General features: G+C 30.5%; 24 protein-coding genes. 6 read left to right on the plus strand and 18 right to left on the minus strand.

Going from position 1 to position 24105, the window contains the following annotated elements; all coding sequences use genetic code 11:
• Nucleotides 1-56: 56 nt before the first annotated feature.
• A complete protein-coding gene (locus LQ609_RS00215; protein ID WP_239734205.1) occupies nt 57-1658 on the minus strand; it encodes an ABC-F family ATP-binding cassette domain-containing protein in 1602 nt (533 codons plus the stop codon).
• 143 nt (nt 1659-1801) lie between these two features.
• On the opposite strand from LQ609_RS00215, the gene LQ609_RS00220 reads away from it, so the two are divergent.
• Complete coding sequence (locus tag LQ609_RS00220) at nt 1802-2704, plus strand: CvfB family protein (protein WP_078358125.1); 903 nt, start codon at nt 1802-1804, stop codon at nt 2702-2704.
• A gap of 62 nt (nt 2705-2766) precedes the next feature.
• On the opposite strand, the gene pepF is transcribed toward LQ609_RS00220, so the two are convergent.
• Nucleotides 2767-4563: an oligoendopeptidase F gene (gene pepF, locus LQ609_RS00225; protein ID WP_078358124.1), complete on the minus strand. Its 1797-nt coding sequence runs from the start codon at nt 4561-4563 to the stop codon at nt 2767-2769.
• A gap of 211 nt (nt 4564-4774) precedes the next feature.
• Between pepF and LQ609_RS00230 the strand changes: the two genes are divergently transcribed.
• A complete protein-coding gene (locus tag LQ609_RS00230) occupies nt 4775-5116 on the plus strand; it encodes a hypothetical protein (protein ID WP_078358123.1) in 342 nt (113 codons plus the stop codon).
• 589 nt (nt 5117-5705) lie between these two features.
• Here LQ609_RS00230 and LQ609_RS00235 read toward each other — a convergent pair.
• Nucleotides 5706-6284 carry a GNAT family N-acetyltransferase gene (locus LQ609_RS00235; protein ID WP_119634594.1) on the minus strand — a complete coding sequence of 193 codons (579 nt, stop codon included), beginning with the start codon at nt 6282-6284 and terminating at the stop codon, nt 5706-5708.
• A gap of 144 nt (nt 6285-6428) precedes the next feature.
• On the opposite strand from LQ609_RS00235, the gene LQ609_RS00240 reads away from it, so the two are divergent.
• Together LQ609_RS00240 and LQ609_RS12660 are read left to right on the plus strand one after the other, a co-directional pair.
• Nucleotides 6429-7184, plus strand: coding sequence for a MerR family transcriptional regulator (locus tag LQ609_RS00240; RefSeq protein WP_239734206.1), 756 nt, complete (start codon nt 6429-6431; stop codon nt 7182-7184).
• A 163-nt stretch (nt 7185-7347) separates the two neighbouring features.
• Entirely contained in the window at nt 7348-7683 is a 336-nt protein-coding gene (locus LQ609_RS12660; RefSeq protein ID WP_325883269.1) for a histidine phosphatase family protein, read from the plus strand.
• Nucleotides 7684-7831: 148 nt separating this feature from the next.
• Here the strand turns inward: LQ609_RS12660 and LQ609_RS00245 are convergent, their stop codons facing one another.
• From LQ609_RS00245 to LQ609_RS00305, 13 genes are all read right to left on the minus strand, one after another.
• Nucleotides 7832-8023, minus strand: a complete 192-nt coding sequence (locus tag LQ609_RS00245; RefSeq protein ID WP_078356368.1) for a hypothetical protein — start codon at nt 8021-8023, stop codon at nt 7832-7834.
• On the minus strand, nt 8010-8153 hold the full coding sequence (locus LQ609_RS00250; protein ID WP_158079017.1) for a hypothetical protein: 144 nt from the start codon (nt 8151-8153) through the stop codon (nt 8010-8012). The genes LQ609_RS00245 and LQ609_RS00250 overlap by 14 nt, the downstream gene beginning before the upstream one ends.
• A 310-nt stretch (nt 8154-8463) precedes the next feature.
• The gene (locus LQ609_RS00255; protein WP_115337477.1) at nt 8464-9723 is read right to left on the minus strand and encodes an aminoacyltransferase; all 1260 of its coding nucleotides are present in this window, start codon (nt 9721-9723) and stop codon (nt 8464-8466) included.
• Between the two features lie 31 nt (nt 9724-9754).
• Nucleotides 9755-11008 (minus strand): aminoacyltransferase, encoded by a 1254-nt coding sequence (locus LQ609_RS00260; protein ID WP_203154165.1) that lies wholly within the window; start codon nt 11006-11008, stop codon nt 9755-9757.
• Nucleotides 11009-11153: 145 nt separating this feature from the next.
• Nucleotides 11154-11813 carry a type 1 glutamine amidotransferase domain-containing protein gene (locus tag LQ609_RS00265; protein ID WP_107510108.1) on the minus strand — a complete coding sequence of 220 codons (660 nt, stop codon included), beginning with the start codon at nt 11811-11813 and terminating at the stop codon, nt 11154-11156.
• 80 nt (nt 11814-11893) lie between these two features.
• Nucleotides 11894-12625 carry a tryptophan synthase subunit alpha gene (trpA, locus tag LQ609_RS00270; RefSeq protein ID WP_078356364.1) on the minus strand — a complete coding sequence of 244 codons (732 nt, stop codon included), beginning with the start codon at nt 12623-12625 and terminating at the stop codon, nt 11894-11896.
• A complete protein-coding gene (trpB, locus tag LQ609_RS00275; protein ID WP_078356363.1) occupies nt 12618-13838 on the minus strand; it encodes a tryptophan synthase subunit beta in 1221 nt (406 codons plus the stop codon). Before trpB ends, trpA begins: the two co-directional genes overlap by 8 nt.
• A 5-nt stretch (nt 13839-13843) precedes the next feature.
• Nucleotides 13844-14461 (minus strand): phosphoribosylanthranilate isomerase, encoded by a 618-nt coding sequence (locus tag LQ609_RS00280; protein WP_078356362.1) that lies wholly within the window; start codon nt 14459-14461, stop codon nt 13844-13846.
• Nucleotides 14451-15245 carry an indole-3-glycerol phosphate synthase TrpC gene (gene trpC / locus LQ609_RS00285; protein WP_239734207.1) on the minus strand — a complete coding sequence of 265 codons (795 nt, stop codon included), beginning with the start codon at nt 15243-15245 and terminating at the stop codon, nt 14451-14453. Before trpC ends, LQ609_RS00280 begins: the two co-directional genes overlap by 11 nt.
• Nucleotides 15229-16245, minus strand: a complete 1017-nt coding sequence (gene trpD, locus LQ609_RS00290) for an anthranilate phosphoribosyltransferase (RefSeq protein ID WP_239734208.1) — start codon at nt 16243-16245, stop codon at nt 15229-15231. Before trpD ends, trpC begins: the two co-directional genes overlap by 17 nt.
• The gene (locus LQ609_RS00295; protein WP_239734209.1) at nt 16211-16807 is read right to left on the minus strand and encodes an anthranilate synthase component II; all 597 of its coding nucleotides are present in this window, start codon (nt 16805-16807) and stop codon (nt 16211-16213) included. The genes trpD and LQ609_RS00295 overlap by 35 nt, the downstream gene beginning before the upstream one ends.
• Nucleotides 16804-18207, minus strand: a complete 1404-nt coding sequence (locus tag LQ609_RS00300; protein WP_239734210.1) for an anthranilate synthase component I — start codon at nt 18205-18207, stop codon at nt 16804-16806. The genes LQ609_RS00295 and LQ609_RS00300 overlap by 4 nt, the downstream gene beginning before the upstream one ends.
• Nucleotides 18208-18715: 508 nt before the next feature.
• Nucleotides 18716-19762 carry a M42 family metallopeptidase gene (locus LQ609_RS00305; RefSeq protein ID WP_078356357.1) on the minus strand — a complete coding sequence of 349 codons (1047 nt, stop codon included), beginning with the start codon at nt 19760-19762 and terminating at the stop codon, nt 18716-18718.
• A 113-nt stretch (nt 19763-19875) separates the two neighbouring features.
• Here LQ609_RS00305 and LQ609_RS00310 point away from each other — a divergent pair, with 113 nt between their 5' ends.
• The gene (locus tag LQ609_RS00310; protein WP_078356356.1) at nt 19876-20967 is read left to right on the plus strand and encodes a prephenate dehydrogenase; all 1092 of its coding nucleotides are present in this window, start codon (nt 19876-19878) and stop codon (nt 20965-20967) included.
• Nucleotides 20968-21421: 454 nt separating this feature from the next.
• On the opposite strand, the gene LQ609_RS00315 is transcribed toward LQ609_RS00310, so the two are convergent.
• Together LQ609_RS00315 and LQ609_RS00320 are read right to left on the minus strand one after the other, a co-directional pair.
• On the minus strand, nt 21422-22147 hold the full coding sequence (locus LQ609_RS00315) for a DUF443 family protein (RefSeq protein WP_239734211.1): 726 nt from the start codon (nt 22145-22147) through the stop codon (nt 21422-21424).
• On the minus strand, nt 22144-22347 hold the full coding sequence (locus tag LQ609_RS00320; RefSeq protein WP_078356354.1) for a helix-turn-helix transcriptional regulator: 204 nt from the start codon (nt 22345-22347) through the stop codon (nt 22144-22146). The genes LQ609_RS00315 and LQ609_RS00320 overlap by 4 nt, the downstream gene beginning before the upstream one ends.
• Nucleotides 22348-22556: 209 nt before the next feature.
• Between LQ609_RS00320 and LQ609_RS00325 the strand changes: the two genes are divergently transcribed.
• Nucleotides 22557-24071, plus strand: coding sequence for a Na+/H+ antiporter NhaC family protein (locus tag LQ609_RS00325; RefSeq protein ID WP_239734212.1), 1515 nt, complete (start codon nt 22557-22559; stop codon nt 24069-24071).
• The last annotated feature ends 34 nt before the right edge of the window (nt 24072-24105 follow it).

Genomic DNA, 24105 nt, shown 5'->3' on the forward strand with positions numbered 1-24105 from the left:
TATTAAAAGAAGCTTCAATTCGGCAAAAGTCGAATTGAAGCTTCTCAATATAAATATTAGTTATAAACGCCTTGATCTCTCAAGTATTCATCATAAGTGATTTCTTTAGAAATTGCGCCGTCTTCTTTAAGTTCTATAACTCTATTTGCAATTGTGTTAATAAATTCGAAGTCGTAAGATGTGAAAATTAGAGAACCTTTGAAGTTCTTTAATCCGTCATTTACAGCTGTAATACTTTCTAAATCTAAGTGGTTAGTAGGCTCATCAAGTAATAATACATTAGAGCTTGATAACATCATTTTACTTAACATACATCTAACTTTTTCTCCACCTGAAAGTACACTTGCTTTTTTCTTAACTTCTTCACCACTAAATAACATACGTCCTAAGAATCCTCTTAAGAATGTTTCTGTTTGTTCTTCTGGTGGTGCATATTGTCTTAACCAGTCAACTAAGTTCATATTAATTCCTTCAAAGAATTCTGAATTATCTTTAGGTAAATATGATTGACTTGTTGTAACGCCCCATTTAACTGTGCCTTCATCTGGTTCAATTTCACCAGCTAATATACGTAGTAGGGTAGTTTTAGCGATTTCACTTTCTCCTATTAATACTGCTTTATCATTAGGGTTCATAGTGAAAGATACATTATTTAATACTTTATTACCTTCGATTGTTTTAGAAAGACCTTGAACTTGTAATAACTCATTACCAATTTCTCTTTCAATATTGAAATTAACAAATGGGTAACGTCTAGATGACGGTTGAATATCATCAAGTTCAATTTTATCAAGCATTTTCTTACGACTTGTAGCTTGTTTAGATTTAGATGCGTTAGCACTAAATCTAGCAATAAAGTCTTGTAACTCTTTAATACGTTCTTCTTTTTTCTTGTTTTGGTCTTGAGCCATTTGAGAAGCAAGTTGACTTGATTGATACCAGAAGTCATAATTCCCAACAAACAATTTAATTTTACCGAAATCTAAATCGGCAATATGAGTACATACATTGTTTAAAAAGTGTCTGTCATGTGAAACAACAATTACAGTATTTTCAAAGTTAATTAAGAAATCTTCTAACCAAGCAATCGCTTTAATATCTAAACCGTTTGTAGGTTCATCTAGTAAAAGAACATCGGGATCACCGAATAAACTTTGTGCAAGAAGCACTTTAACTTTTTGGTTGTTTTCTAACTCAGACATTTGTTTGTCATGTAATTCATCTTTAATTCCTAAACCTGAAAGTAAAACAGATGCATCCGCTTCAGCATTCCATCCATTCATTTCAGCAAATTCACCTTCAAGCTCTGCTGCACGCATACCGTCTTCATCAGAGAAATCTGGTTTCATATAAATTTCGTTCTTTTCATTCATAACTTGCCATAATTTTTCATGGCCTTTTAAAACAACATCGATTACTTTTTCATCTTCGTGAGCAAAGTGATCTTGTTTTAAAACTGCTAAACGTTCATCTTTACCAAGTGAAACATGACCAGATTGAGAATCTAATTCCCCTGATAAGACTTTTAAGAACGTTGATTTTCCTGCTCCATTGGCACCTATAAGTCCGTAACAGTTACCTGGTATAAACTTAATATTTACATCTTCAAATAGTTTACGATCACCAAATCGTAAACTTACATCAGTGACTTGTAACATTAAATGACTCCTTTTCATTAATACTTCTACCGATGAATTATATCATAAATAACACAAAAAAGGGCAAGAGATTGAACAGTCGTTACACGAAGAAAAATACATGTTATAATGAATAAACGAAAAACATAAGAATGGAGAATGACATGGCACAAGATAAAGATACACTTGTAGGTCGTATTGACTTTTTAAAAGTGGATAGATTGGAAGGTTCAACATACCATCTACTTGGACCAAGTAGTGAACGAATTAAAATGAATGCTTCAGAAGTTGACGAGGATGATCAATTAGAAGTTGGAGAAGATTATAGTTTCTTCGTATATCCAAGTCGATCTGGAGAACTATTTGCTACTCAAAATATGCCTACAATAACGAAAGATCGTTATGATTGGGTAAAAGTACTAAGAGTAGATAGAGAAGGTGCAGCAGTGGATGTAGGATTGCCTAGGGAAGTATTAATACCTTGGGAAGATCTACCAAAAGTAAAAGAATTATGGCCACAAAATGGTGACATGATTTTCTGTACACTTAGAATAGATAGTAATAGTCAGATGTTCGCAAGATTAGCGACTGAAACAATCGTTGATACAATGTTTAAAACTGCTGAAGAATCAACATTACATCAGCATGTTAAAGCTAGACCTTATAGATTATTAAGAGTTGGAACATTCTTATTATCTGAAGAGGGCTATAAAATATTCGTACACGAATCAGAACGTCGACACGAGCCAAGACTTGGTGAAGAAATGGACGTTAGAATTATTGGAGTAAAAGAAAATGGAGAACTTAACGGTTCATTTTTACCATTAGCTCACGAACGATTAGATGAAGACGGTCAAGTTATATTCGATTTACTAGTAGAATATGATGGAGAATTACCATTCTGGGACAAGTCAGATCCAGAAGCTATAAAAGAAGTATTTAATATGAGTAAAGCTAGCTTCAAACGTGCAATCGGTAGATTATATAAACAAAAACTCATCACAATAGAGACAGGTAAAATCACAATCACTCAAAAAGGTTGGTCTCAAGTAAAAAAAGAAGATTAATATAAAATTTAACCCGCCTTCACTTGTGAAGGCGGGTTTTTAGTTTGAAAATATATAATAATTTATTCTATTTCATCAGTTAACTGTTCTAGCTGATCAATCAAATTACCAATATATTCGATAGTTTCTTTTAATGGTTTATCCGTTGTGACATCTATACCAGCTAATTCAGCGAGTTCAACTGGTGATTTTGAACCTCCTGATTTTAAAACGTTTAACCAATCTTCAACTGCGGTTTGTCCTTCTTTTTCAATGCGCTGACTCATTGCTGTACCAATTGTAAGTCCTGCAGAATATGTGTAAGGGTATAATCCCATATAATAGTGGGGTTGACGCATCCAAGTTAATTCTGCGCCTTCAGTTATTTCTACTTCATCTCCCCAAAAGTCTGAAATAACTTGTTTTTTAATTCCATTTAAAAGTGGGGCAGTTAAAGCTTCACCTTTATCCACATGTCTATATACTTCTCTTTGGTATTTAGCTTCTAAAAGATGCGTAACCATATTATGATAATACGTTCTTGAAATGATAGAACTAATTACCCAACGTTTAAATTTTGGATCGTCTGATTTTTTCAATAAACTATTTGCCATAAGCATTTCATTCATTGTAGATGGTGCTTCTACAAAATACATAGAACAATCAGCTTGATATACATTTTGATGAGCATTTGCTAAATTAAAGTGTCCTGCATGTCCTAATTCATGAGCTAATACAAATACTTCAGTCATTTTACTTGTCCATGAAATAAAAATAAATGGGTTAACGCCATATGGACTTGCACAATAAGCTCCTGTTTGTTTTCCTTTATTTTGAGGAAAATCAATCCAACGTTTATCATAACTATCATTTACCATTTTCATATAGTCTTCGCCTAGAACACTCAACGCTTCTTTAATATATTCTTTAGAACCTTCTATAGAAACATCTGGTTCATAAGTTGGATCTAACGGTATACGTAAATCTTCAAATTTTAGTTTATCTAAATTATTTGTGCGTTTTAGTAATTTGGCATATTTTCTCATATGAGGTGCCAATTCTTCAGAAATAATATCAATTTGTCTATCATACATATCTCTCGTAACATCTTGAGGTTCTAATAAGAAATCTATCACTGAATCATATCCGCGTAATTCAGATTCTATTTTCTCTTTCTGAACATGTGCATTGTAAGTTGCAGCTGTCGTATTTTCATAACGACGTAAAGCTTCACTGAATTTTTTAAAGGCATTTCGTCTTATTTCAGTATTTGAAGCTACTTCGTAATCACCTTCAAATGAAACGTAATCCAATGGAATACTTTCTCCATTCGCTTCAAAAGTACCAAATTCAATATCAAGCATTTTAGTAATTCCATACATTTCATATGGCGCACCAAAAGTAGGCGAGAATGAAGCGAGTGTTTTTTCTACTTCAGGATGTAATGTATGTGCTTTTTGACGTTTCAATAAAGATAAATATTTAGGATATTCAGATTGCTTAATTAAAGCATTAAAAGCTTCTTCATCTAACTGTAAAATTTCTGATTCAACGAAAGATAAAAGACCAGCAATTTTACCATATGTAGTTGAGAATTGAGCAGCTACTTTTTGACTTTTCTCATTTGATGTATCAGTAGAATACAATAATTCTGCATATGTACTTAAATGTATAATACTGATGATAATGTCAGCTTGTTCATTTAAAGCTGATTCTATAGTTGAAATTTCATTTAATTGATTAACATACTTTTCATTAAATGTAGTGACTGTCTTTACTAACTCTTCTAATGAACTATAAAAAGCATCATTATTTTCAAATAAACTTGTAAGATCCCATGTTTCTTGAACAGGAACTTCATTTCTAAGCATTTGTCCCATTTAATTAATCATCCCTTTATATAAAATTTGCAATGTTCTAAAAGTTACTTATTCTTATTATAGTATTAATCATTTTATAGTACAATTTTCAAACATACATACCATTTGTTTAACTTATTTAACAAAAAGATTATTATTATATTAAAAAATATAATTAATATAATAATAATCGGGTATAATTATAATCAGCGAGATAAAGGAGGCGTTTACCTTGAACATATTCGATTTTCCAAATTATTTATGGATTTCTTTTGTAGTAGTTATAGTTTTTTCATTATTATCTTCATTAATTCTTAAAAAGCACTTTATTAGTGCAATATTAACATTTATTGTATTAGGTATTATTGCTTTCGTATTACCTAATTTTTATGACATTACATATGAACCATTACTAGGGTATGCTGCTTTTATGGCTATAATTAGTTTAATTGTATGCTTATTTACATGGTATTTAATGAGAAAAAATAGAAAAAGAAAAGCTGAGAAACTTAGTCAAAAAGAAGACTTTGAGGATGGACGCAAATTTAACAAATTAAAAAGAAGTGATAAATAAATTCGGGTCATAAATGTCCTAGAATTTTATAAAAATCATTTTGGAAGCTCATGAAGCTACCATAAGAGTGTCAGCAAAGTATTAGACTTTGTTGGCATTTTTTATGCACATGCATTACCCGGGTGCTTTTAAGAGTTACAGTATAAGCAAGTTTCAGCGAACTTGCTGATAAAAGTACCAGTATCAGCAGGTTTCAGCAAAATTGCTGATAAGAGTGCCAGTATCAGCAGGTTTCAGCGAAATTGCTGTTAAGAGTAGCAGTATCAGCAGATTTCAGCAAAATTGCTGATAAGAGGTGTGTTATAAGCAGGTTCTACCAAAATTGCTGTTAAGGAGTCCGTTATAAGCACTTTTGAATACAAAAAAGCAGCCTAATGAGAAATCTCATAAGACTGCCATGGTAGGCTTGTATGAACAGTTTATTAAAATTGATTCTTACTCATACTTTTTATAAAAAAACTGATATTTATAACGATTTTGTAGTGCTGACGCCTGAGGGAATAGTATGCGTGAGAGACTACAGGCTCGAGCCATACCCTCTGGCAAATGCACGTACAAAATCGTAAGTTACTATAACAAACAAGCTCCATTATTTAAAATAAACAGGTGTTGTAATTGCATATAATGCTTCGTTAATTAATTTTGATTGATCGGCACTTAAATCTGAATTCTTCAATGTACCTTCACGTTCGAAACTACATCTTTCTATTGTGTCGATACTTTTAACATTTTTAACATCAATATATGCTTCAATTCTAGCAAATTGGTGTGTATCAATTAGATATCGTGTAATATATTGGATTGCTTCAGTCATGTAGCCTTTGCCTTGTCCAGAAACTACAGTCCAATATCCAATTTCACAAGATGGTAATCTCAAATCAATATCTTGTAATACTAATGAGCCAACAAAAGTATTCGTTTCTTTATCAAACATAAAATATCTTAAAAACTGTTTGTTAAAACTCATATCAGTTGTTTTATCGATAAATTCTGTTGCTTTAGCTTTATCAAAGTTATAATTAAAAAATGATACCCATTTTTTTAAAGAATCAGCTGAATTGAGCAATTCATCAGTGATCGTTTTTTTATACGCTAATACTTGTTCTCCTGCCATTAGTATTAAACGTGGTGTTTCTAAAGTTAAATCATATTGAGGTTCTTTGTTCATTTTAAATCTCCTGTCTACCATAATTATCGTATATATACTATAACATGTATTAATCGAACATATTTTCAAAATTTTAAATAATATTAGTTGTTGACTCTTACGTTACGTAAGACTTTATAGTCAATATATGAGGAGGTTAAGTAAATGGAAATGTCAGTTAAAGAATTAGCAAACATTGTAGGAATAAGTGTGCGCACACTTCACCATTACGATGAAATAAACTTATTAAATCCATCAAAAATTTCAGAAGCAGGTTATAGATTATATTCTGAAGCTAATTTAGATAGACTACAGCAAATTTTATTTTTCAAAGAGCTTGATTTCCCTCTAAAAAAGATCAAACAAATTCTAGATAATCCATCATTCAATAAACAAGAAGCATTGCAATTGCATAAGAAAATGTTAATGGATAAAAGGAATCACATTGATCAAATGATACAAACTATTAATCAAACAACAAAACATTTTAAAGGAGAAATAAATATGACAAATGAAGAGAAATTTAAAGGGTTCGACTTCAATAAAAATGAATATGAACAAGAGGCACGTGAAAAGTGGGGCGGAAAGACAGTTGATAAAGCAAACGAAAAATTATCAAATATGCCTAAACAAGAAAGATTCGAAAAAGAAAACGAAATGAACAACATATTTAGATCATTAGCTTCCGTTAATAATGAAGAGAAATCACCAGCATCAGAAGAAACACAACAACTTATTCAAGATTGGTATGATTTCTTAAACGATAATATCAATTATGAGTATTCATTAGAAGTATTTAAAGGTTTAGGTGAATTATATATAGCTGACGAACGTTTCACTAAAAATATAAACCAATTTGGTGAAGGATTAGCTCAATATATGCATGAAGCAATTAATATATACGTAGAAAATCATCTATAAGAGAAACACAGCAACTTAAAACGTTATTATGACGATTTGAGTTGCTGTGTTTTATATTGTCTAATCATAATTAAAATAGTATATTTCAAGCTGAACAATTAATACCTGTATTAGCAAACCTTAATATTGATCAAATATATTTAAGTAATATCAAATAGATGTTATTACAGATTCAAGACTCAATGAACGTCAATTAAGCGACATATCGTTAAATAATTGGTTAAATGAGCTTAAATACACATATGAAGACTTTGATTATCGTATACATAATGGCGAATCAAGTTCAGAAGCTCAAAAAAGAATTTTAAGCGTATATGATTCCATTAATCATTCACATAACAGTTTAATCGTTACACACGGGTATATAATGATATTGCTATTAAATCATTTTAATCGTGAGATTGGATTTGAAGAATGGATATCATTAAAAGATCCAGATTTAAATAGTATAGATGAACATAACAACGATAAACATATCAATATACTAGTAAACGAATAGAAAAGGGTCCCCTAATGACAATATACTTAACTTCCTATAATATATATTATGTAAACTAATTTGACAATTATCATATTTTGCAAGTCACGCCCAAGTAATTCCAATTAACATTCAACTTTCTAGTCTCGACTTATTTGAATGTTAGCTTTTAATTATCACTCTCTTTTTTTGATTTTGATTTTAAAACATTAGCAAATAAGCTTATAGAAATAACACCTAAAATTATACTTAAAATAGCAACAATATATATATTAGGATTTGAAGATTGATTATATGTTATTAAACTAATTGCTATTAAGACCAAAAAAGAACTAAACAAAGCTAAACTACTTAGTTTCATAATATGATTCAACCTCCTTATGTAGTAATAATCCTCCGCCTATGGCAGCATCAGCGCCAACTATTACATCTGCTCCCATAGTCCATTCATTATTCAAATTTTTAGTTTGAACTCCTTTGAATTTCAGCATTTAATCATCACTCCTCCTTGTTATAATTTTAGTAGAACGATATTTTTTATAGATAATATAGATTACTTTAATATTTAATAGTGAATATTACCTATAATTTTATTATAAATGTAAATATATGGTAATAAAAGGAAAGTTTTCAACATTTTCAAATAGTAAAAAAGAGGTATTAGCATGATAATATTTTATTTATTTTATTTATTTTATTAACATCATTAACTAGTTATTTTTTAATAATTTTTATATTTAACAGTAAGCATCTATATAATAAATAAAAAACCTGGAACAAATTTGTCCCAGGCACGTTTTGCTATCTTTTAATTTTTGATCTAACTTTTTGTATTGTGTTGTATAAGAAGTATTTCTTTTTATTAATTGGTTTATAGAAGTCTCCAATTAATTCTTCTATTTGCACATTAAATCCACGTTTAAATCGGTAAACACCATAGTCTTCACTATTTTCAGTAAAGTCTCCTGATAGTCCATAGAAGTTATATCTATCAAAACCATTTTCGAAACAATAATTAATCATATGCCAATGCATCATATATGGTCCCATAAAGTGGTTGTATTTTTCACTTGATCCACCTGAGAAGTAATTTATTTCATATGCATTCTCAAAGAATACACCTGCAGCTAAATTCAATACTTCTCCATCAGTTTTGATAAGTTCACTTGTTTCTAGTAATTCTTTTTGTGCGTGATCGATTTGTCTGTCAGTTTCAGCAATTTTCTTAATTTGCTTTTCTGATTTATTTTCTTTTGCCATCATTTGATCGCGTTTTGTTTCTAGTTCGTTTAAGTTTTCTTGTGTTGTTTTGATATATTCATTTAAATCCACATATGCTAAAGGTACAAGTGCTTTAGATCCATATGTATCGATAAAGTTTAAGAAATATTCATCTGTTTTTGAAATAAATCCTGCTCTTTCTTCAGTTTCTCTATATAGTTTGAAGAATATATCAAGTTCATCTCTTTCAAGGAAACGTACTTTAACACCATAATTATGTGCTTTATTAACATTACGTTTACGTTGGCTATCGAACCCTTTTTTAATTTCTGCTAAAGTTTTGTCTTTTAAATTTAATACACCCATCCATCTAACTTGGCTTGATGGGTCATATTTAGTTGTAAAACCATGATGATCATAACCTAAAGATTTAATGAGGTTAATGATTTCATCGTTTGCACCATCTTCTTTAATTTGTTTAATATCTTTATCATAAACATTATAAATCCAATAAGGGTCTACTTTTACGTATAGACATTGGTGTTGTTTTAAATATTTTTCAAGTGCTTTAAAATAATATTCTACTAAATCTAGATTGCTATAATCCATTACTGGTCCACGATTTGAATAATATACATAGCTACCCATTGTAGGTATTTTAGAGAATAAACTTGCAGCAACTACTTGATTATTTTCATCTTTAACCCCTAATAATACAACTTGAAAACCATCATTTTCCCTAGTCTTGATGTTTTCTTTTACTTGGAAGTAGTGACTTTCATATTGACTGTCTGATACGAAATCATCATATTCAGTAACCGTTAATTCTGTAAATTTCATATTATCTAAATTCCTCTCTTACTGAAAATCATTATTTTTTTAAAACTTTTTTTATTGTTGTATATGCTTTGTACGCTGGTTTATTAATTGGTTTAACAAAATCTCCAATGTATTCATAAACATCTGCATTATAACCTTTTTTAAATTTAATAACTCCCACATCTGGTGCATCTTCAGAAAAGTCACCACTAATACCATAGAAATTGTAACGATTAATATTATTGTCTAATGCGTATTTAATCATTTCCCATTGTATAGCATAACTTCCCGCAAAATGACGGTATTCATTAGATGAACCACCTGCATAATATACTACTTCAAATGGATTTATAATGAAGAAACCTGCAGCTATCGGTAATGTATCACCATGTTCTTTTCTTAGTTGTTGTGCTTCTTCAAGTTTAGTTTCATTTGCTTCCTTTTGTTGTTTAAGGTTGTCGATTTTATTAATCGTTTTTTGATTATCTGGCTTTTTCTCTAATTCTTTTTCTGCTTTAGAGATATCTTTATTATATTGTTCATGATCTTTTTCTAGTTGTGGAATATAAGTTTCAAAATCAATATATGCTAAAGGTATTTTAACGTTTTCAAAGTATTTTAACCTATTGTAATAAAAGTCGTCCCCACGGTCGTTAAAATCTTTTTTCTCAGTTGTATCTTCCATAAACTGACGGAAAATAGGCATTTCCTCTTTTGATAAGAAGCGTACTTTAACACCATTTTTTTGAACTTTCTTAGTATTACGCTTTCTTAAACTGTCCATATTCTTAATGAGTGTTTTTTCATCCATGTCTTCTAAATCAAGTACTGAATGCCATCTAATTTGGTGGATTGGGTGGAAACCGGTTGTGAATCCTTGATGTTCATAGCCCAATGATTCAAATTGTTCTATTAAACCATCACGATTAAATGATTTTTTGATATTACCATCATGGTCTCTTAATTGATACGGTAAATAAGGATCGATTCTAAAGAATAAACCTTTATTATTTTTTAAATAAGGAACAATTTCTTTGAAGAAAAAGTCTACAAGTTCTTTATTATCGTAATCCATTACTGGACCTCTGTTTGAGTAGAAGTAATTAAATTTTTTCATGACTGGAACACTTGTTAATAGACAAGCTGCTTGTACTTCGCCCTCGTCATCTTTAACACCCACTAAATGTGTTGAAGTGCCTTCTGATGTTTTTAATTCATAGTTACCTACAGTTTGTGTGAAATGCGCATATGGCATTTTATTTGTAAAAGCTTCAAATTCACCAGTTGTTAAATTTGTAAATTTCATGTATACAATACTCCCAATCTCTTATTTATGTATTTGTTACAATTATACAATATTTTTTCTTTATTCTAAAACAATACTCATTACTATATCATTATTTCATAAAGAAAAACCTACCAAATGGCAGGTTTTTCCCTTTTAATTCTCATTATTTTAATACATTTACAAATTTTTCTGCTACTTCTTGACTTGAATTTGGATTTTGACCAGTAACAAATTTACCATCTGCAACTGTATGAGAATCAAAGTCAGAGCCTTTAACAAATCTTGCACCTTGCTTCTCTAATTGTGTTTGAAGTAAGAATGGTACATCTTGATCAAGATTCATTGCTTTTTCTTCGCTATCTGTAAATGCTGTTAATTTAACGTCATTAACTAAAAAGTTTCCATCAGGAAGTTTTGCACCCACAAAGGCGCTAGGACCATGGCAAACAGCACCAATTACTTTATCGTTATTTTTGTAATAAGCTAACATATTTTCTAAATCTTTATTATTAGGAAAATCGAACACAGTACCATGTCCACCAGGTAAGAATATACCTTCATAATTTTCGAAAACGATATCTTTTATGCTATTTGTTTGTTGTAATTTTTCTAATACATCATGATATTCTTTTGTTTCATTATTTTGTGTTGAATTAGGATCAATTGGTACAGTACCACCTTTTACAGATGCAATGTCAACTTCTAATCCATTTTTAATGAATACTTTGTAAGGAATTGCTGCTTCTTCTAGCCATAACCCAGTAGGTTTACCATCTTTAAATTGAGATTCATTTGTAACAACTATGAGTACTTTTTTGCTCATTAGAAACACTCCTTTTCATTTGTTACTGTCGATTATACATGATGTAAGTTTCTTTTTCTTCCAAGAAGGGTTTTGTTTATTTAATCTTTATCTAATGCAGTTCTAATAGATTTTAAATAATCTATTGTTTGTTGTTTAGAATCATTTTCTAAACGTTTAACTATTTCACTGCCAATAACTACACCATCACTAAATGATTTTATTTCTTTTACATGATTTACTGTTTTGATACCAAAGCCGCAAACCACTGGAACATTGGCATGTTGTTGAATAAATTGAATTTTGTCTTTTAATCCTACATGGAATCCTCTACCATCGCCAGTTGTTGCATTCATTGTTACTGTATAAATAAATCCTTCTGCATGTTCTGCAATTTTTTTAATTCTTTCATCACTAGATGTCATCGCAATTAAAGAAATTAATTTAATATTTTTATGTTGTAACTTTTCTTTAAAACGTTCACCTAATTCAAATGGTAAATCCGGAATAATTAATCCAAATACATTTGCTTCAGCTATTCTTTCAATAAATTGTTCAACACCATATGAATCAATCAAATTGTAGTATGTCATAAATAAATAAGGTGTTTGTATATTATTTTTATGTTGAATTAATTGATCAATAATTTTATTTACCGTCATGCCTTGTTTAATAGCTTCTTGACCTGCTTTCATAATTGTAGGTCCATCAGCAACTGGATCAGAGAAAGGTAAGCCGATTTCAATATAGTCTGCACCATTTTCATCCATTAATTTAACTGAATCTATAAAATTTTCATTACCCATTATGTAAGGGATAAATAATTTATTCATTTTGATTCCCCTCCTCACCTTGCATATATTTTCTAATTGTTTCCATATCTTTATCACCTCGACCAGAAACAGTTACAACGATAATTTCATCTTCATTCATAGTTGGTGCTAATTTTTCAACATAACTTAAAGCATGTGCGCTCTCTATTGCAGGTATAATACCTTCTAATTGTGTAAATTTAATTAATGCGTCCATCGCTTCTTTATCACTTGCATTCGGATATTGTACGCGACCAATATTATTATAATAACTATGTTCCGGCCCTACTCCAGGATAATCTAACCCTGCTGAAATAGAATGTGCAAGTTCAATTTGTCCATTATCATCTTGAATTAAGTACATTCTAGAACCGTGTAATACCCCTGGTTTACCTTTATTAATAGCAAGGGCGTGCTTAGTAGTGTCTACACCTTCACCAGCAGCTTCTACACCATACAATTTAACTGTTTCATCATTAATAAATGGATAAAATGTACCAATAGCATTTGAACCGCCACCAATACATGCAACAACTGCATCCGGTAGTCGATTTTCTTTTTCTAAAATTTGGGTTTTAATTTCTTTCCCTATTACACTTTGTAAATCTCTTACAATTGTTGGAAATGGATGTGGACCAAGTGCAGAACCTAATAAGTAATGTGTATCATCAACATTTGACACCCAATATTGCAGTGCTTTATTTACAGCATCAGAAAGTGTACCTTGACCATCTGTTACAGGAACAACTTTAGCCCCTAATAACTCCATTCTAAATACGTTTAATGCTTGTCTTTCAATATCTTCTTCACCCATAAATACAATGAGTTCCATATCAAATAATGCCGCAATTGTTGCACTTGCTACACCATGTTGACCTGCACCTGTTTCAGCAACAAGTTTACGTTTCCCCATCTTTTGAGCAATTAAAGCTTGCCCTAATGCATTATTTATTTTATGAGCACCAGTATGGTTTAAATCTTCACGTTTTAAATATATTTTAGCGCCACCGAGTTCTTCAGTATAACGTTTAGCATATGTTAAAGGTGTTTCTCTACCAACATAGTCTTTTAAATAAGCATTCAATGTTTTATGAAATTCTGGGTCATTTTTTAACTTTTGATACGTATCATTTAATTCTTGAACAGCAGGCATTAATGTTTCAGGAACATATTGTCCTCCAAATTCACCAAAGAAACCTAATTCATCTGCTTCTAATTGTATATTGCTATCCATAACTATCATCCCTTTACATAAGTTAGTAATGCTTTTATTTTGTCTGAATCTTTTTTACCATTTGTTTCAATACCACTTGATATATCATAACCAGCGTTATTTAAATTCAATAATTCTATTTGTTTAATTTTTTCTTTGTTGATACCACCTGCTATTAAAAATGGTGTATCTTTTATTTCATTTAATAAAGACCAGTCATAAGAAATACCCGTTCCTCCATAATTTTGAGATGGCGTATCAATCAACAACAAATCGACATCATTTTGAAATGTTTTAATTTTATTTTCTAATTCCTCATTGGCTGGTAAAGCTTTATAAATTTTAATTTGAGGATATTTTGCTTTTACAGTTTTAATAAAATCAAGTGACTCATCACCATGAAATTGGATCGTATTAATAGAAGTATTTACCACTAACTTTTCAATTTCTTGTAATGATAAATTCACTACCACTGCAACTATGTCTATAAAATCAGGTATATCTTTGCTTAGCATTTCAATTTCTTCTACAGTTACGTAACGTTTACTTTTTGGATAAGTAATAAATCCAATAGCATTTACATTATTTTTTACTGCTGTTGCAATAGAACCCTTATCTTGGAATCCACAACATTTAATAAACATGTTGATCACCTTGCTTTTGTAATCGTAAACTTGGTAGAAATTCATCTAAGTTTGGGTGTTTCATTAAGGATTCTCCAATAAGTGCACCATCAATACCACTATCAATAATACTTTCAACATCTTCTATAGTACGTATACCACTTTCTGAAATGTATTTGACATTAGGTTTAATTGTTGTCAATATTTCATTCGTATGTTTAACATCTGTAACAAATCTTTTTAAGTCTCTATTATTCACACCGATTAATTCAGCATTAATTTCATGTGCTATTTCAAGTTCTGCTTTGTCATGGACTTCGACGAGAACTTCTAAACCTTTACTTGTTGCATAATCATATAAATTTTTCAGCTCTGCTTTCGATAATATATTAACAATCAATAATACGATAGAAGCACCAGCGTGTTTTGCTAAATCAATTTGAATTTTATCAATTATAAAATCTTTACATAATATTGGTAGTGTTGTTTTTGTAGTCAAACTTTGTAGTCTTTCATAACTACCATCAAAATATTTTTCATCAGTTAAAATAGATATTGCAGATGCACCATATTGTTCATAAAGTTTAATTTGAGTTGCCATATCTCGTTTAGGAATGTCTGATACAGTTGGACTTTTTGCTTTTAATTCAGCTATGATATTTAACCGATCATCATTATTTATACGACTTATAAATGAAGTTTTATGCTGAACATCTACTTTTTCTAATGTTTCTAATTTTTGTTCATAATAGTTGTCATTAAGTAAACCTTTTTTATATTCTACGATTTCATCCAATATTGTCATATACTTTTCCTCCTACAGATTCTAAAATATTCAATGCTAACTTTTCATCTATTATTTCTTCTGCTAACTTGACACCATTCTGTATAGAATTAACTTTGCCACCAACATATAATGCAAGTGCTGCATTTAATACAACAACATCTCTTTTCGGACCTTGATCATTACCAGTCAGAATGTTTAATGTAATTTCTTTATTGTCTTCAGGTGTACCACCTTTTAATTCTTGATTGTTTGCTGTTTGAAGACCATAATCTTTCGCATTGACTTTATAATGTATAATGCCTTTTTCTTGTGAAATTTCATAAATAGTATTGTCACCAGAAAGCGTTGCTTCATCCATTCTGCCTGCTCCATGTACGACTATCGCACGTTTACGACCTAACTTATATAATGCTTCAGCTATGATATCAAGCTTAGTATCATCATAAACACCCATTACTTGATAATCTAATTTATAAGGATGTATCATCGGTCCTAGTAAATTAAATGTAGTTGGAGTTGGTATTGACTTTCTAACTGGTTGAACAATTTTCATAATAGGGTATGTTTCTGTAGCACTTAAAAATGCTAAGTTTGTTTCGTTCACTCTACTAGTTGCTTCACTAATTGGTGTTGTATGAATATTTAAAGCGGATAAAATATCAATACTTCCCGTTTTAGACGTAATACTTTTATTTCCGTGTTTCAAAACTTTCAACCCAGCTGCTGCAACTACAAATGAAGCGGTAGTTGAAATATTAAAGCTTCCTGAATGATCTCCTCCAGTACCACATACACAAATACTATCTTTTATATATGGTCTTTGTTGATATGTTGTTTCTATTAAACTTTGAGTTAAATTAGAAAGTTCATCAGATGTTTCGCCTTTCATACTTAAAGCGACTAAATGTGCAACTTTTAATGAAACGTCTGCCTGTTCATTCATCATAAGTTCTACGAAACCCTTCATTTCATTTTGTGATAAATTACGATATTGAATAAGTTGTTTGAGCGTATCCATTGTTTTCACCTTCCTTTGTAGTATTTACAAATGCTTTTATAATTTCATTACCATATTCCGAAGCAAAAGACTCTGGGTGATATTGTATACCGAAATGTGGTCTTGTTATATGTTCAAATGATTGAATTGCGTCAATTGTTCGTCCTGTGACTTTTAAACATTTTGGAAATGTCGATTCATCACTTATTAAAGAGTGATATCTCATAATATTAAAATTTTGGTTACATTCTTTATACAGTACTGATTGCTCTAATAAGTTAATTTGATCAACTTTTCCGTGTTTAACTTCTTTACCTACTATTACTTTGCCACCGTAGTATGTAGTAAGTGCTTGTGCACCTAAACATATGCCTAAAATAGGTTTATCACTATAAGCATCGATTATTTTTCTTAATTCATCCGTATCATCAGGATGTCCTGGACCTGGAGATATTACTAAACCATCAATTTTCAAATCTAATGGTGTTTCATCAGGGTGGTGAATAACAACTTCATCAAATTGTTCAATCAAGTCTACTAAGTTATAAGTGAATGAATCATAATTATCGATTACTAGTATCATGGTGTTACCTCCAATAAGCTTTTAGCTTTAATCATTGTTTCTTTTAATTCTTTTTTTGGATCTGAATCATAAACAACACCGCATCCAGCTTCAACATTTACATATTCTTTATCAACAACCATCGTTCTTATCGTCAATGCGAAGTCTAAATCATGATTGCAATTAATGTATCCAACTCCACCAGCATAAATACCACGTTTTTGTTTTCTACTCTCATATATTCTAGTGATTGCTCTTGTTTTTGGTGCACCGGATACAGTTCCAGCAGGTAATAAAGCTGTTATCATTTGAAGCGGTGTTACTTCTGGTTTGATTTTTCCTTCAACAATCGTAACGATGTGCATCACATGTTCAAATCTTTCAATAGTCATCAGCTTCGGCATGAATACTGAACCTGTTTGAGCAATGATATTTAAATCGTTCCTTCCTAAATCAACTAGCATACGATGTTCAGCCAATTCCTTTTCATCTGTTAATAATGCAATTTCATTTTGTTTGTCATCTTCTTCCGTTTGACCTCGCTTATTCGTACCTGCTATTGGATTTGTTGTAATCACTTCGCCTTGTTTTTTTATAAAGCTTTCAGGAGAAGAACCAATAATTGTTCTATCTTCATCATCTACGTAGTACATATAAGGACTTGGGTTTTGTCTTTTTAAATTTTTATAAATTTGAAGTTTTAAATTTTCTCTATTGTTATCATCAAAATAATGTTTGTACTTATATATTCTTGAAGGCACTACTTGAAACATGTCGCCTTTACTAATTAATGATTTGTAATATTCTACTTCTTTAATAAAATCTTCTTCCGTAATATTTGTTTCTAACTCACCTCTTAATGGGTGTTTCATTTTATTTTGGAAAAGTGAAACATTTTTTAATTCATCTGTCATATGCTCAAGTTCTTTATCCATATCTTCTTCATTTTTATTGCTGAATAAATTAGAAGTAATAATGAAAAGTTCTTCTTTAAAATGATCAAAAATGTAAACAGATTCAACTAAATTAAATGATACATCTGGAATATCTGACTTCACTTTTAATTGTTGTAATAATTTATTTTGATATCTCACTAAATCGAAACTACAATATCCAATCATTCCTGAAATAAAAGGTAAATGTTTAAGTTCTTCTGGTATTTCTTCATGTTTCATATCGTTTATAAAAGTTTCTAACGAGTCATATGGCGTATCTCTGTAAATTTGTACTTCATTATTTAATAGCACTTGGAAGTGTGTATCGTATAAATTAACTTTACCAATTGCATCAAAGGCTACAATTGAAAATCGACCTTTCATTTGATCTGTACTAGCACTTTCAAGAATCATTTTCTTGTTTTTTATTTGCCCTAACGTTTCTGGGGTAATATCAGCATTTAATTTTTTAAATTTTATATTCATGATTATCCTCCTTAATTAAAAAAACCGCGCATAAACATCCTAAATTAACAGGACGCTTATGCGCGGTACCACCTTGATTAATAAGTTTATAACTTATTCACTCATTAGTTATTTAATTTTCACTACATGATCCCCATTTCAAATTTAAAGTGTGTTAGTTCTCATCAACCACTAACTTTCTATTTGCTACTTACTTTAAATTTTACTCATGATCACTGAAATTTATATACAAAAAGACACCACAGTATACGCAATCTGTAAGGACGCGTTACCGTGGTGCCACCTTAGTTAACATTTAAAAATTATGTTCACTTTAAAAATCATTCAATTTAAAATTTGAAAGCCCAATTCTCTCATTGTGGATAGTGCTAATTTACATCAAACATTAGCTTTCTTTTTGCTACTATCATCACGAGATACTTATCTTTCAAATCCCGAATAACTTCTTCGGATTAATTAAATATCACTATACGAGATTATATTTTAAAAGTCAACCTATAAAATTTAATTAACTGTTAATATTGGATAAACAATAAGCTCTTAAAAGCTTTTCACTTTCTAAAATTGAATCTTCATGTGTACGTTCTAATGCATGTGATGATTCGATACCTGCACCAAATAAACCGTGTCTAATATCTGCGCCAGCGCTTAATGCTGCAGAAGCATCTGAAGCATAATAAGGATAAATATCTAATTTATAATTAATATCATTTTCTTTACATAATTCAACAAAATGATTTCTTAAACCAACATGATATGGTCCAGAACCATCTTTTACGCAAATTGAAACAGTATATTCATCGGATGCCTGTCCATCACCAAGTGCTCCCATATCAAAAGCAATGAATTCAACGACCTTCTCAGAAATATTAGAATTTGCACCATATCCAATTTCCTCATTATTAGAAATATAGAATTTAGTAGTATGAGGCAATTCAACATTTTCTTCTTTAAGATATTTTAAAAATTGTAAAATCATAGCAACACTAGCTTTATCATCTAAGTGACGAGATTTTACAAACCCTGATTCAGTATGTATAAACCTCGGATCAAAACTTACTGCATCTCCAATTTCAATTCCTAACGCTCTAGTATCTTCAGGATTAAATGTTTTCTCGTCTATTCTGACTTCCATATGCTCAGCATCTCTAGGAATTTTTGAAGTATTTTTATAAACATGGACACTTGTTTCATGTAAACAAATTGTCCCAGTAATTTCTTTACCACTTTGAGTAGTTACTGTACAATATTCCCCTTCAATCGCATTCCAACTAAACCCCCCAATTAGATCTAGTTGTAATCTACCATCTTCTTTAATATCTTTAACGATTGCGCCAAGTGTATCTACATGTGCAGTAATAAGTCGTTGTTGATCATCATTTTTACCGGGAACTTCAATTAATAGTCCACCTTTATGTGTTACACTCGTATCATAATTTAATGATTCGGCAATTTTTTTACAATATTCAATTGCAGGATCAGCAAATCCAGATGGACTATTAATTTGAACAAGCTCTTTTATAGTTTCCACTGTTTCATTTACATTAATTGTCATTGTACCACTCCTTTTGCATTTATTTTCATTCTATACTTTTTAAAAAATAAAGCAATAACACTTGATTTCATACACTAACTTACTTTAAACTATTAAAGTATTGGAGGGATTTTATGCAACGCATATTTATAGTAGGACTAGGCTTAATCGGGGGAAGTTTAATTCAAAATATTAAATTTCATCACCCTAATATACATATAACCGGTTACGATTATTTTGAAAAATATTCGGATATCGCATTATCAATGAAAATAATCGATGAAATAGCAATCGATTTTGATTCTAGTGCAAGTGAAGCAGATTTAATTATTCTAGCTACTCCGGTACAACAATCAATTGAATACGGTAAAAGATTATTAGAAATTAATACGAAACCTGGTTTAATTGTTACGGATACAGGCAGCACTAAATTAGGATTAAGTTCATTAGAATCAAAATTACTAAAGAAAGATATCCATTTAATTGGCGGTCATCCAATGGCTGGTAGTCATAAATCTGGGGTAATTAATTCTAAAAAACATTTATTCGAAAATGCCTATTATGTGTTAATTTATGATGAAGACGAAAACGAAGCTGCTTATAGTGAAGTGAAAAATTTATTTGAACCCACTAAAGCAAAATTTATCAAAATGTCGGCAAAAGAACACGATTATGTAACTGGTGTAGTCAGTCATTTCCCTCATGTAATAGCTTCAAGTTTAATTCATATGAACGAAGAAAATACACAAGTTTCTGAATATGTAAAAACATTAGCAGCAGGTGGTTTTCGTGATATCACACGTATAGCAAGTAGTAATGCTGATATGTGGCGAGACATCACTTTAGAAAATAAAAAGCATCTCGTAACTTTAATGGAAAATTGGATAGAACAAATGGAACAAACAAAAGAATTGATTCAAGAAGGTAATCCAGCATTAATTCACGACTTTTATCAATCAGCGAAAACATATAGAGACCAATTACCAATAAAAGAACAAGGTGCACTAACATCCACATTTGATTTGTATGTAGATATCCCCGATAAACCAGGTATGATCAGCGAAGTCACAAGAATATTAGGACAAAGTCATATCTCAATAACAAATATTAGAATACTAGAAGTACGCGAAGATATAATGGGTGCTTTAAGATTAAGTTTTAAATCAAGTAATGATAGAGACCGAGCAATTGAAGCATTGAATACCTTTGACACTTACACATTGTAAAAGTTGCTAAATAAAAATGAAAAGTGAATTTAGGTGTTCTTAGATACACTTCTCCCGACTTGTGTGAATATAGCTGTCCTTGATTACACTTCTTCCGACTTGTGTGAATATGGATAGCCTTAGTTACACTTCTCTCGACTTGTGTGAATATGGATAGCCTTGCTTACACTTCTTCCGACTCGTGTGAACATGGATAGCCTTGCTCACACTTCTTCCGACTTGTGTGAATATGGATGCCCTTGCTTACACTTCTTCCGACTTGTGTGAATATGGATAGCCTTGCTTACACTTCTACCAACTTGTGTGAATATAGCTGCCCTTGTTTACACTTCTACCAACTTGTGTGAATATAGCTGCCCTTGTTTACACTTCTGCCGACTTGTGTGAATATAGGTGTCCTTAGACACAATTCTTATAAAAAAAGACCTGATCCTATATAGGACCGGGTCTTTTTTTATAAAGTTTCTGAAACTTTTTTAGTGAAGTACATTGTATTAACTAGATATAAGATAATTAATAATGATACGCTGAAAAATTGATTATTATTAGAACTTATTGAAAATATTGATGCTAGTGCAATAAATCCTATGATCAATTGTTGATTTAAAGTGTATGTTTTTTGTAAAGCTAGTAAAGTGATATATTGCTCACCACTATCCATCATATCTACTATTTTTTCATTTAATTTTTTATCTCCTGCTTTTGGATAATGACGTTCTGGGTATAATTTTCTTAAATTCGATAAATGCATATAAGATAATGGTGCAGTTATAATTAAAGATAATACTGCTATAATTAACGATAAAATGCTTGGATCTTCTGATAAATTTAAAACAAGATTTAGTATTATTAAGCCAAGTGTAGTTATTAAGCCTAATAGTACAGGTGGAAAAATTAATGTTTTTTCTAATTGTACTTCTATATCATCCTCATTGTCTGAATCTGTTTCTAACTTTCTATAGTTTTTCGCTTTTTTATAAACATTCATTAATATAACAACTAATATAATGATAAATATTGCTAAAATAATAGTTATAATATCTGTTTGTGTTTTTGTTAATTGTATTTCTAAAAGCTGATGATTAGCCCCAAACAAGGTTGTTAATAAACCTCCAACTAATCCACCTATAAGCATATATAAAATAAGGTTACCTATTAACATAATTTTATTTTTTTTCATAATTCATCCTCCTCGAATATGAAAACATCTTCAACATTTTCTTTGAGTATTCTAGCTATTCTTACCGCAGTCAATACTGATGGCATGAAGTTATTACGTTCTATTAATGAAACTGTTTGTCTCGATATACCTGCTCTTTTTGCCAACTCAGTTTGATTAAATCCTTCTCTAGCTCTCAACTCTTTCACCCTGTTCTTCATTTGACCACCACCTACGATTACTAATATACACTATTATTGTCGTTATGACAAATATAGTTGTCATTTTTATAACTATCATTGTCAACAATAGATGTATAGGTATACAATTTTATGATTGTTTATTAATCTTTTATTTACTAATTACAAATTATATGTAATGATTTAAATTATTACATCATTCAGAAAATTTTTAAGGGAGGTTGTCTATTATGGATAGTTTTGGCTTTTGGTCAATTATTCCACCCATTATCGCCATCATAATGGTCTTATTAACACGAAGCGTAATTGTCTCTCTGTTCTTAGGACTTTTTTCCGGGATATTATTATTAACAAGTTTCAACCCTATTTCTTCTTTAAAAAAGTTGTTAGGTGACTATTTATTCGTTACGGTTGCTGATGAATATAATGCAGGCATACTTATATTATTAGTATTTATAGGTGGGTTTGTTGCATTGCTTGAAAATTCAGGTGGTGCTAAAGCTTTTGCGAATCACTTTATTTCTGGTACAAAGAGTAGAATTAAAATTCAATTAGCAGCGTGGTTTAGTGGTATTATCATTTTCTTCTCTGAAATGGGAACGCCACTTATAGTTGGCCCAATATATGAAAGTTTATTTGATAAGGCTAAAATATCTCGTGAAAAATTAGCATGGATTATTGATTCAACAGCTTCTCCTGTATCTGTGATGATTCCTTTTATAGGCTGGGGTGTTTATATAATGGGATTAATCGATACAGAATTTAAACGTTTAAGTATAGATATGACTTCATGGGATGCTTTTATCACTTCTATACCTTATTTCATTTATCCTGTACTAGCTGTATTAATTGTCCCTTTAATCATTTTATTAAAATTAGATTTTGGTCCAATGAAAAAAGCCGAAGATCGAATTATGAATACAGGTGAAATTTATTGGGAAAATGCCAAACCTTTAAGAGAAAGTGTTGATACAGATAAAGATGTTGAAAACAAAAGCAAACCAATACTTATTTGGTTACCCATTCTTATATTAATCATCTCTTTATTTTCTTTATTAGCGCCAAAAGGTTTTCCATTCCAAAGTGTTGAAGGTAAAGATTTTAGAATAGCGTTAAGTTTATCTTATTTCTTTGCTGCTATTTCAATCATTATTTTGATGTTAATATATAAAGTGAAAACAATTAGTCAATCATTAAATATATATACATCAGGTATGAAAAACATGACTGATATTTTAATCATACTAGTATTGGCATGGTCGCTTGGAAGTGTCCTAGATAAATTAGGAACAGCTAACTATATCGTGCAAATTATAGATGGCACAATCCCTCCTGTAATTGTACCTGCGCTCATCTTCCTTGTCGGTGCATGTATGTCATTTGCAAATGGTACTTCATGGGGAACATTTGCAATAATGCTACCATTAGCTATACCACTTGGCTATCACTTAGATTTGCCGTTAACAGTATGTATTGGAGCAGTAATTTCTGGTGGCATATTTGGTGACCATAGTTCTCCTATATCAGATACAACTATTCTTTCTTCTACTGGTGCCGGAGCTGATCATAAAGATCACAACAAAACACAAGTTCCAATTGCACTATTTAATGGTATAGTTACAGCTATCGCATTACTTATTACAAGTATAGTTGGCTTCAAGTTCACACTTATAGTAGCAATAGTGTTTATGATAATTGGTGTTCTTATAATAAATAGAATTCAAAAATATAAATACAGAACTTAAAAAAAGCAGTATGGTTACGAAATCAACCATACTG

Origin of the sequence: Mammaliicoccus sp. G-M28 (genome assembly GCF_022386595.1) — a bacterium.
Lineage (GTDB): Bacteria > Bacillota > Bacilli > Staphylococcales > Staphylococcaceae > Mammaliicoccus > Mammaliicoccus fleurettii.

Excerpts from the sequence above, each read along its gene's own strand:
- LQ609_RS00215 (WP_239734205.1), bottom strand. The coding sequence starts at position 1,658 with ATGTTACAAGTCACTGATGTAAGTTTACGATTTGGTGATCGTAAACTA.
- LQ609_RS00220 (WP_078358125.1), top strand. The coding sequence starts at position 1,802 with ATGGCACAAGATAAAGATACACTTGTAGGTCGTATTGACTTTTTAAAA.
- pepF (WP_078358124.1), bottom strand. The coding sequence starts at position 4,563 with ATGGGACAAATGCTTAGAAATGAAGTTCCTGTTCAAGAAACATGGGAT.
- LQ609_RS00235 (WP_119634594.1), bottom strand. The coding sequence starts at position 6,284 with ATGAACAAAGAACCTCAATATGATTTAACTTTAGAAACACCACGTTTA.
- LQ609_RS00240 (WP_239734206.1), top strand. The coding sequence starts at position 6,429 with ATGGAAATGTCAGTTAAAGAATTAGCAAACATTGTAGGAATAAGTGTG.
- LQ609_RS00245 (WP_078356368.1), bottom strand. The coding sequence starts at position 8,023 with ATGAAACTAAGTAGTTTAGCTTTGTTTAGTTCTTTTTTGGTCTTAATA.
- LQ609_RS00250 (WP_158079017.1), bottom strand. The coding sequence starts at position 8,153 with ATGCTGAAATTCAAAGGAGTTCAAACTAAAAATTTGAATAATGAATGG.
- LQ609_RS00255 (WP_115337477.1), bottom strand. The coding sequence starts at position 9,723 with ATGAAATTTACAGAATTAACGGTTACTGAATATGATGATTTCGTATCA.
- LQ609_RS00260 (WP_203154165.1), bottom strand. The coding sequence starts at position 11,008 with ATGAAATTTACAAATTTAACAACTGGTGAATTTGAAGCTTTTACAAAT.
- LQ609_RS00265 (WP_107510108.1), bottom strand. The coding sequence starts at position 11,813 with ATGAGCAAAAAAGTACTCATAGTTGTTACAAATGAATCTCAATTTAAA.
- trpA (WP_078356364.1), bottom strand. The coding sequence starts at position 12,625 with ATGAATAAATTATTTATCCCTTACATAATGGGTAATGAAAATTTTATA.
- trpB (WP_078356363.1), bottom strand. The coding sequence starts at position 13,838 with ATGGATAGCAATATACAATTAGAAGCAGATGAATTAGGTTTCTTTGGT.
- LQ609_RS00280 (WP_078356362.1), bottom strand. The coding sequence starts at position 14,461 with ATGTTTATTAAATGTTGTGGATTCCAAGATAAGGGTTCTATTGCAACA.
- trpC (WP_239734207.1), bottom strand. The coding sequence starts at position 15,245 with ATGACAATATTGGATGAAATCGTAGAATATAAAAAAGGTTTACTTAAT.
- trpD (WP_239734208.1), bottom strand. The coding sequence starts at position 16,245 with ATGGATACGCTCAAACAACTTATTCAATATCGTAATTTATCACAAAAT.
- LQ609_RS00295 (WP_239734209.1), bottom strand. The coding sequence starts at position 16,807 with ATGATACTAGTAATCGATAATTATGATTCATTCACTTATAACTTAGTA.
- LQ609_RS00300 (WP_239734210.1), bottom strand. The coding sequence starts at position 18,207 with ATGAATATAAAATTTAAAAAATTAAATGCTGATATTACCCCAGAAACG.
- LQ609_RS00305 (WP_078356357.1), bottom strand. The coding sequence starts at position 19,762 with ATGACAATTAATGTAAATGAAACAGTGGAAACTATAAAAGAGCTTGTT.
- LQ609_RS00310 (WP_078356356.1), top strand. The coding sequence starts at position 19,876 with ATGCAACGCATATTTATAGTAGGACTAGGCTTAATCGGGGGAAGTTTA.
- LQ609_RS00315 (WP_239734211.1), bottom strand. The coding sequence starts at position 22,147 with ATGAAAAAAAATAAAATTATGTTAATAGGTAACCTTATTTTATATATG.
- LQ609_RS00320 (WP_078356354.1), bottom strand. The coding sequence starts at position 22,347 with ATGAAGAACAGGGTGAAAGAGTTGAGAGCTAGAGAAGGATTTAATCAA.
- LQ609_RS00325 (WP_239734212.1), top strand. The coding sequence starts at position 22,557 with ATGGATAGTTTTGGCTTTTGGTCAATTATTCCACCCATTATCGCCATC.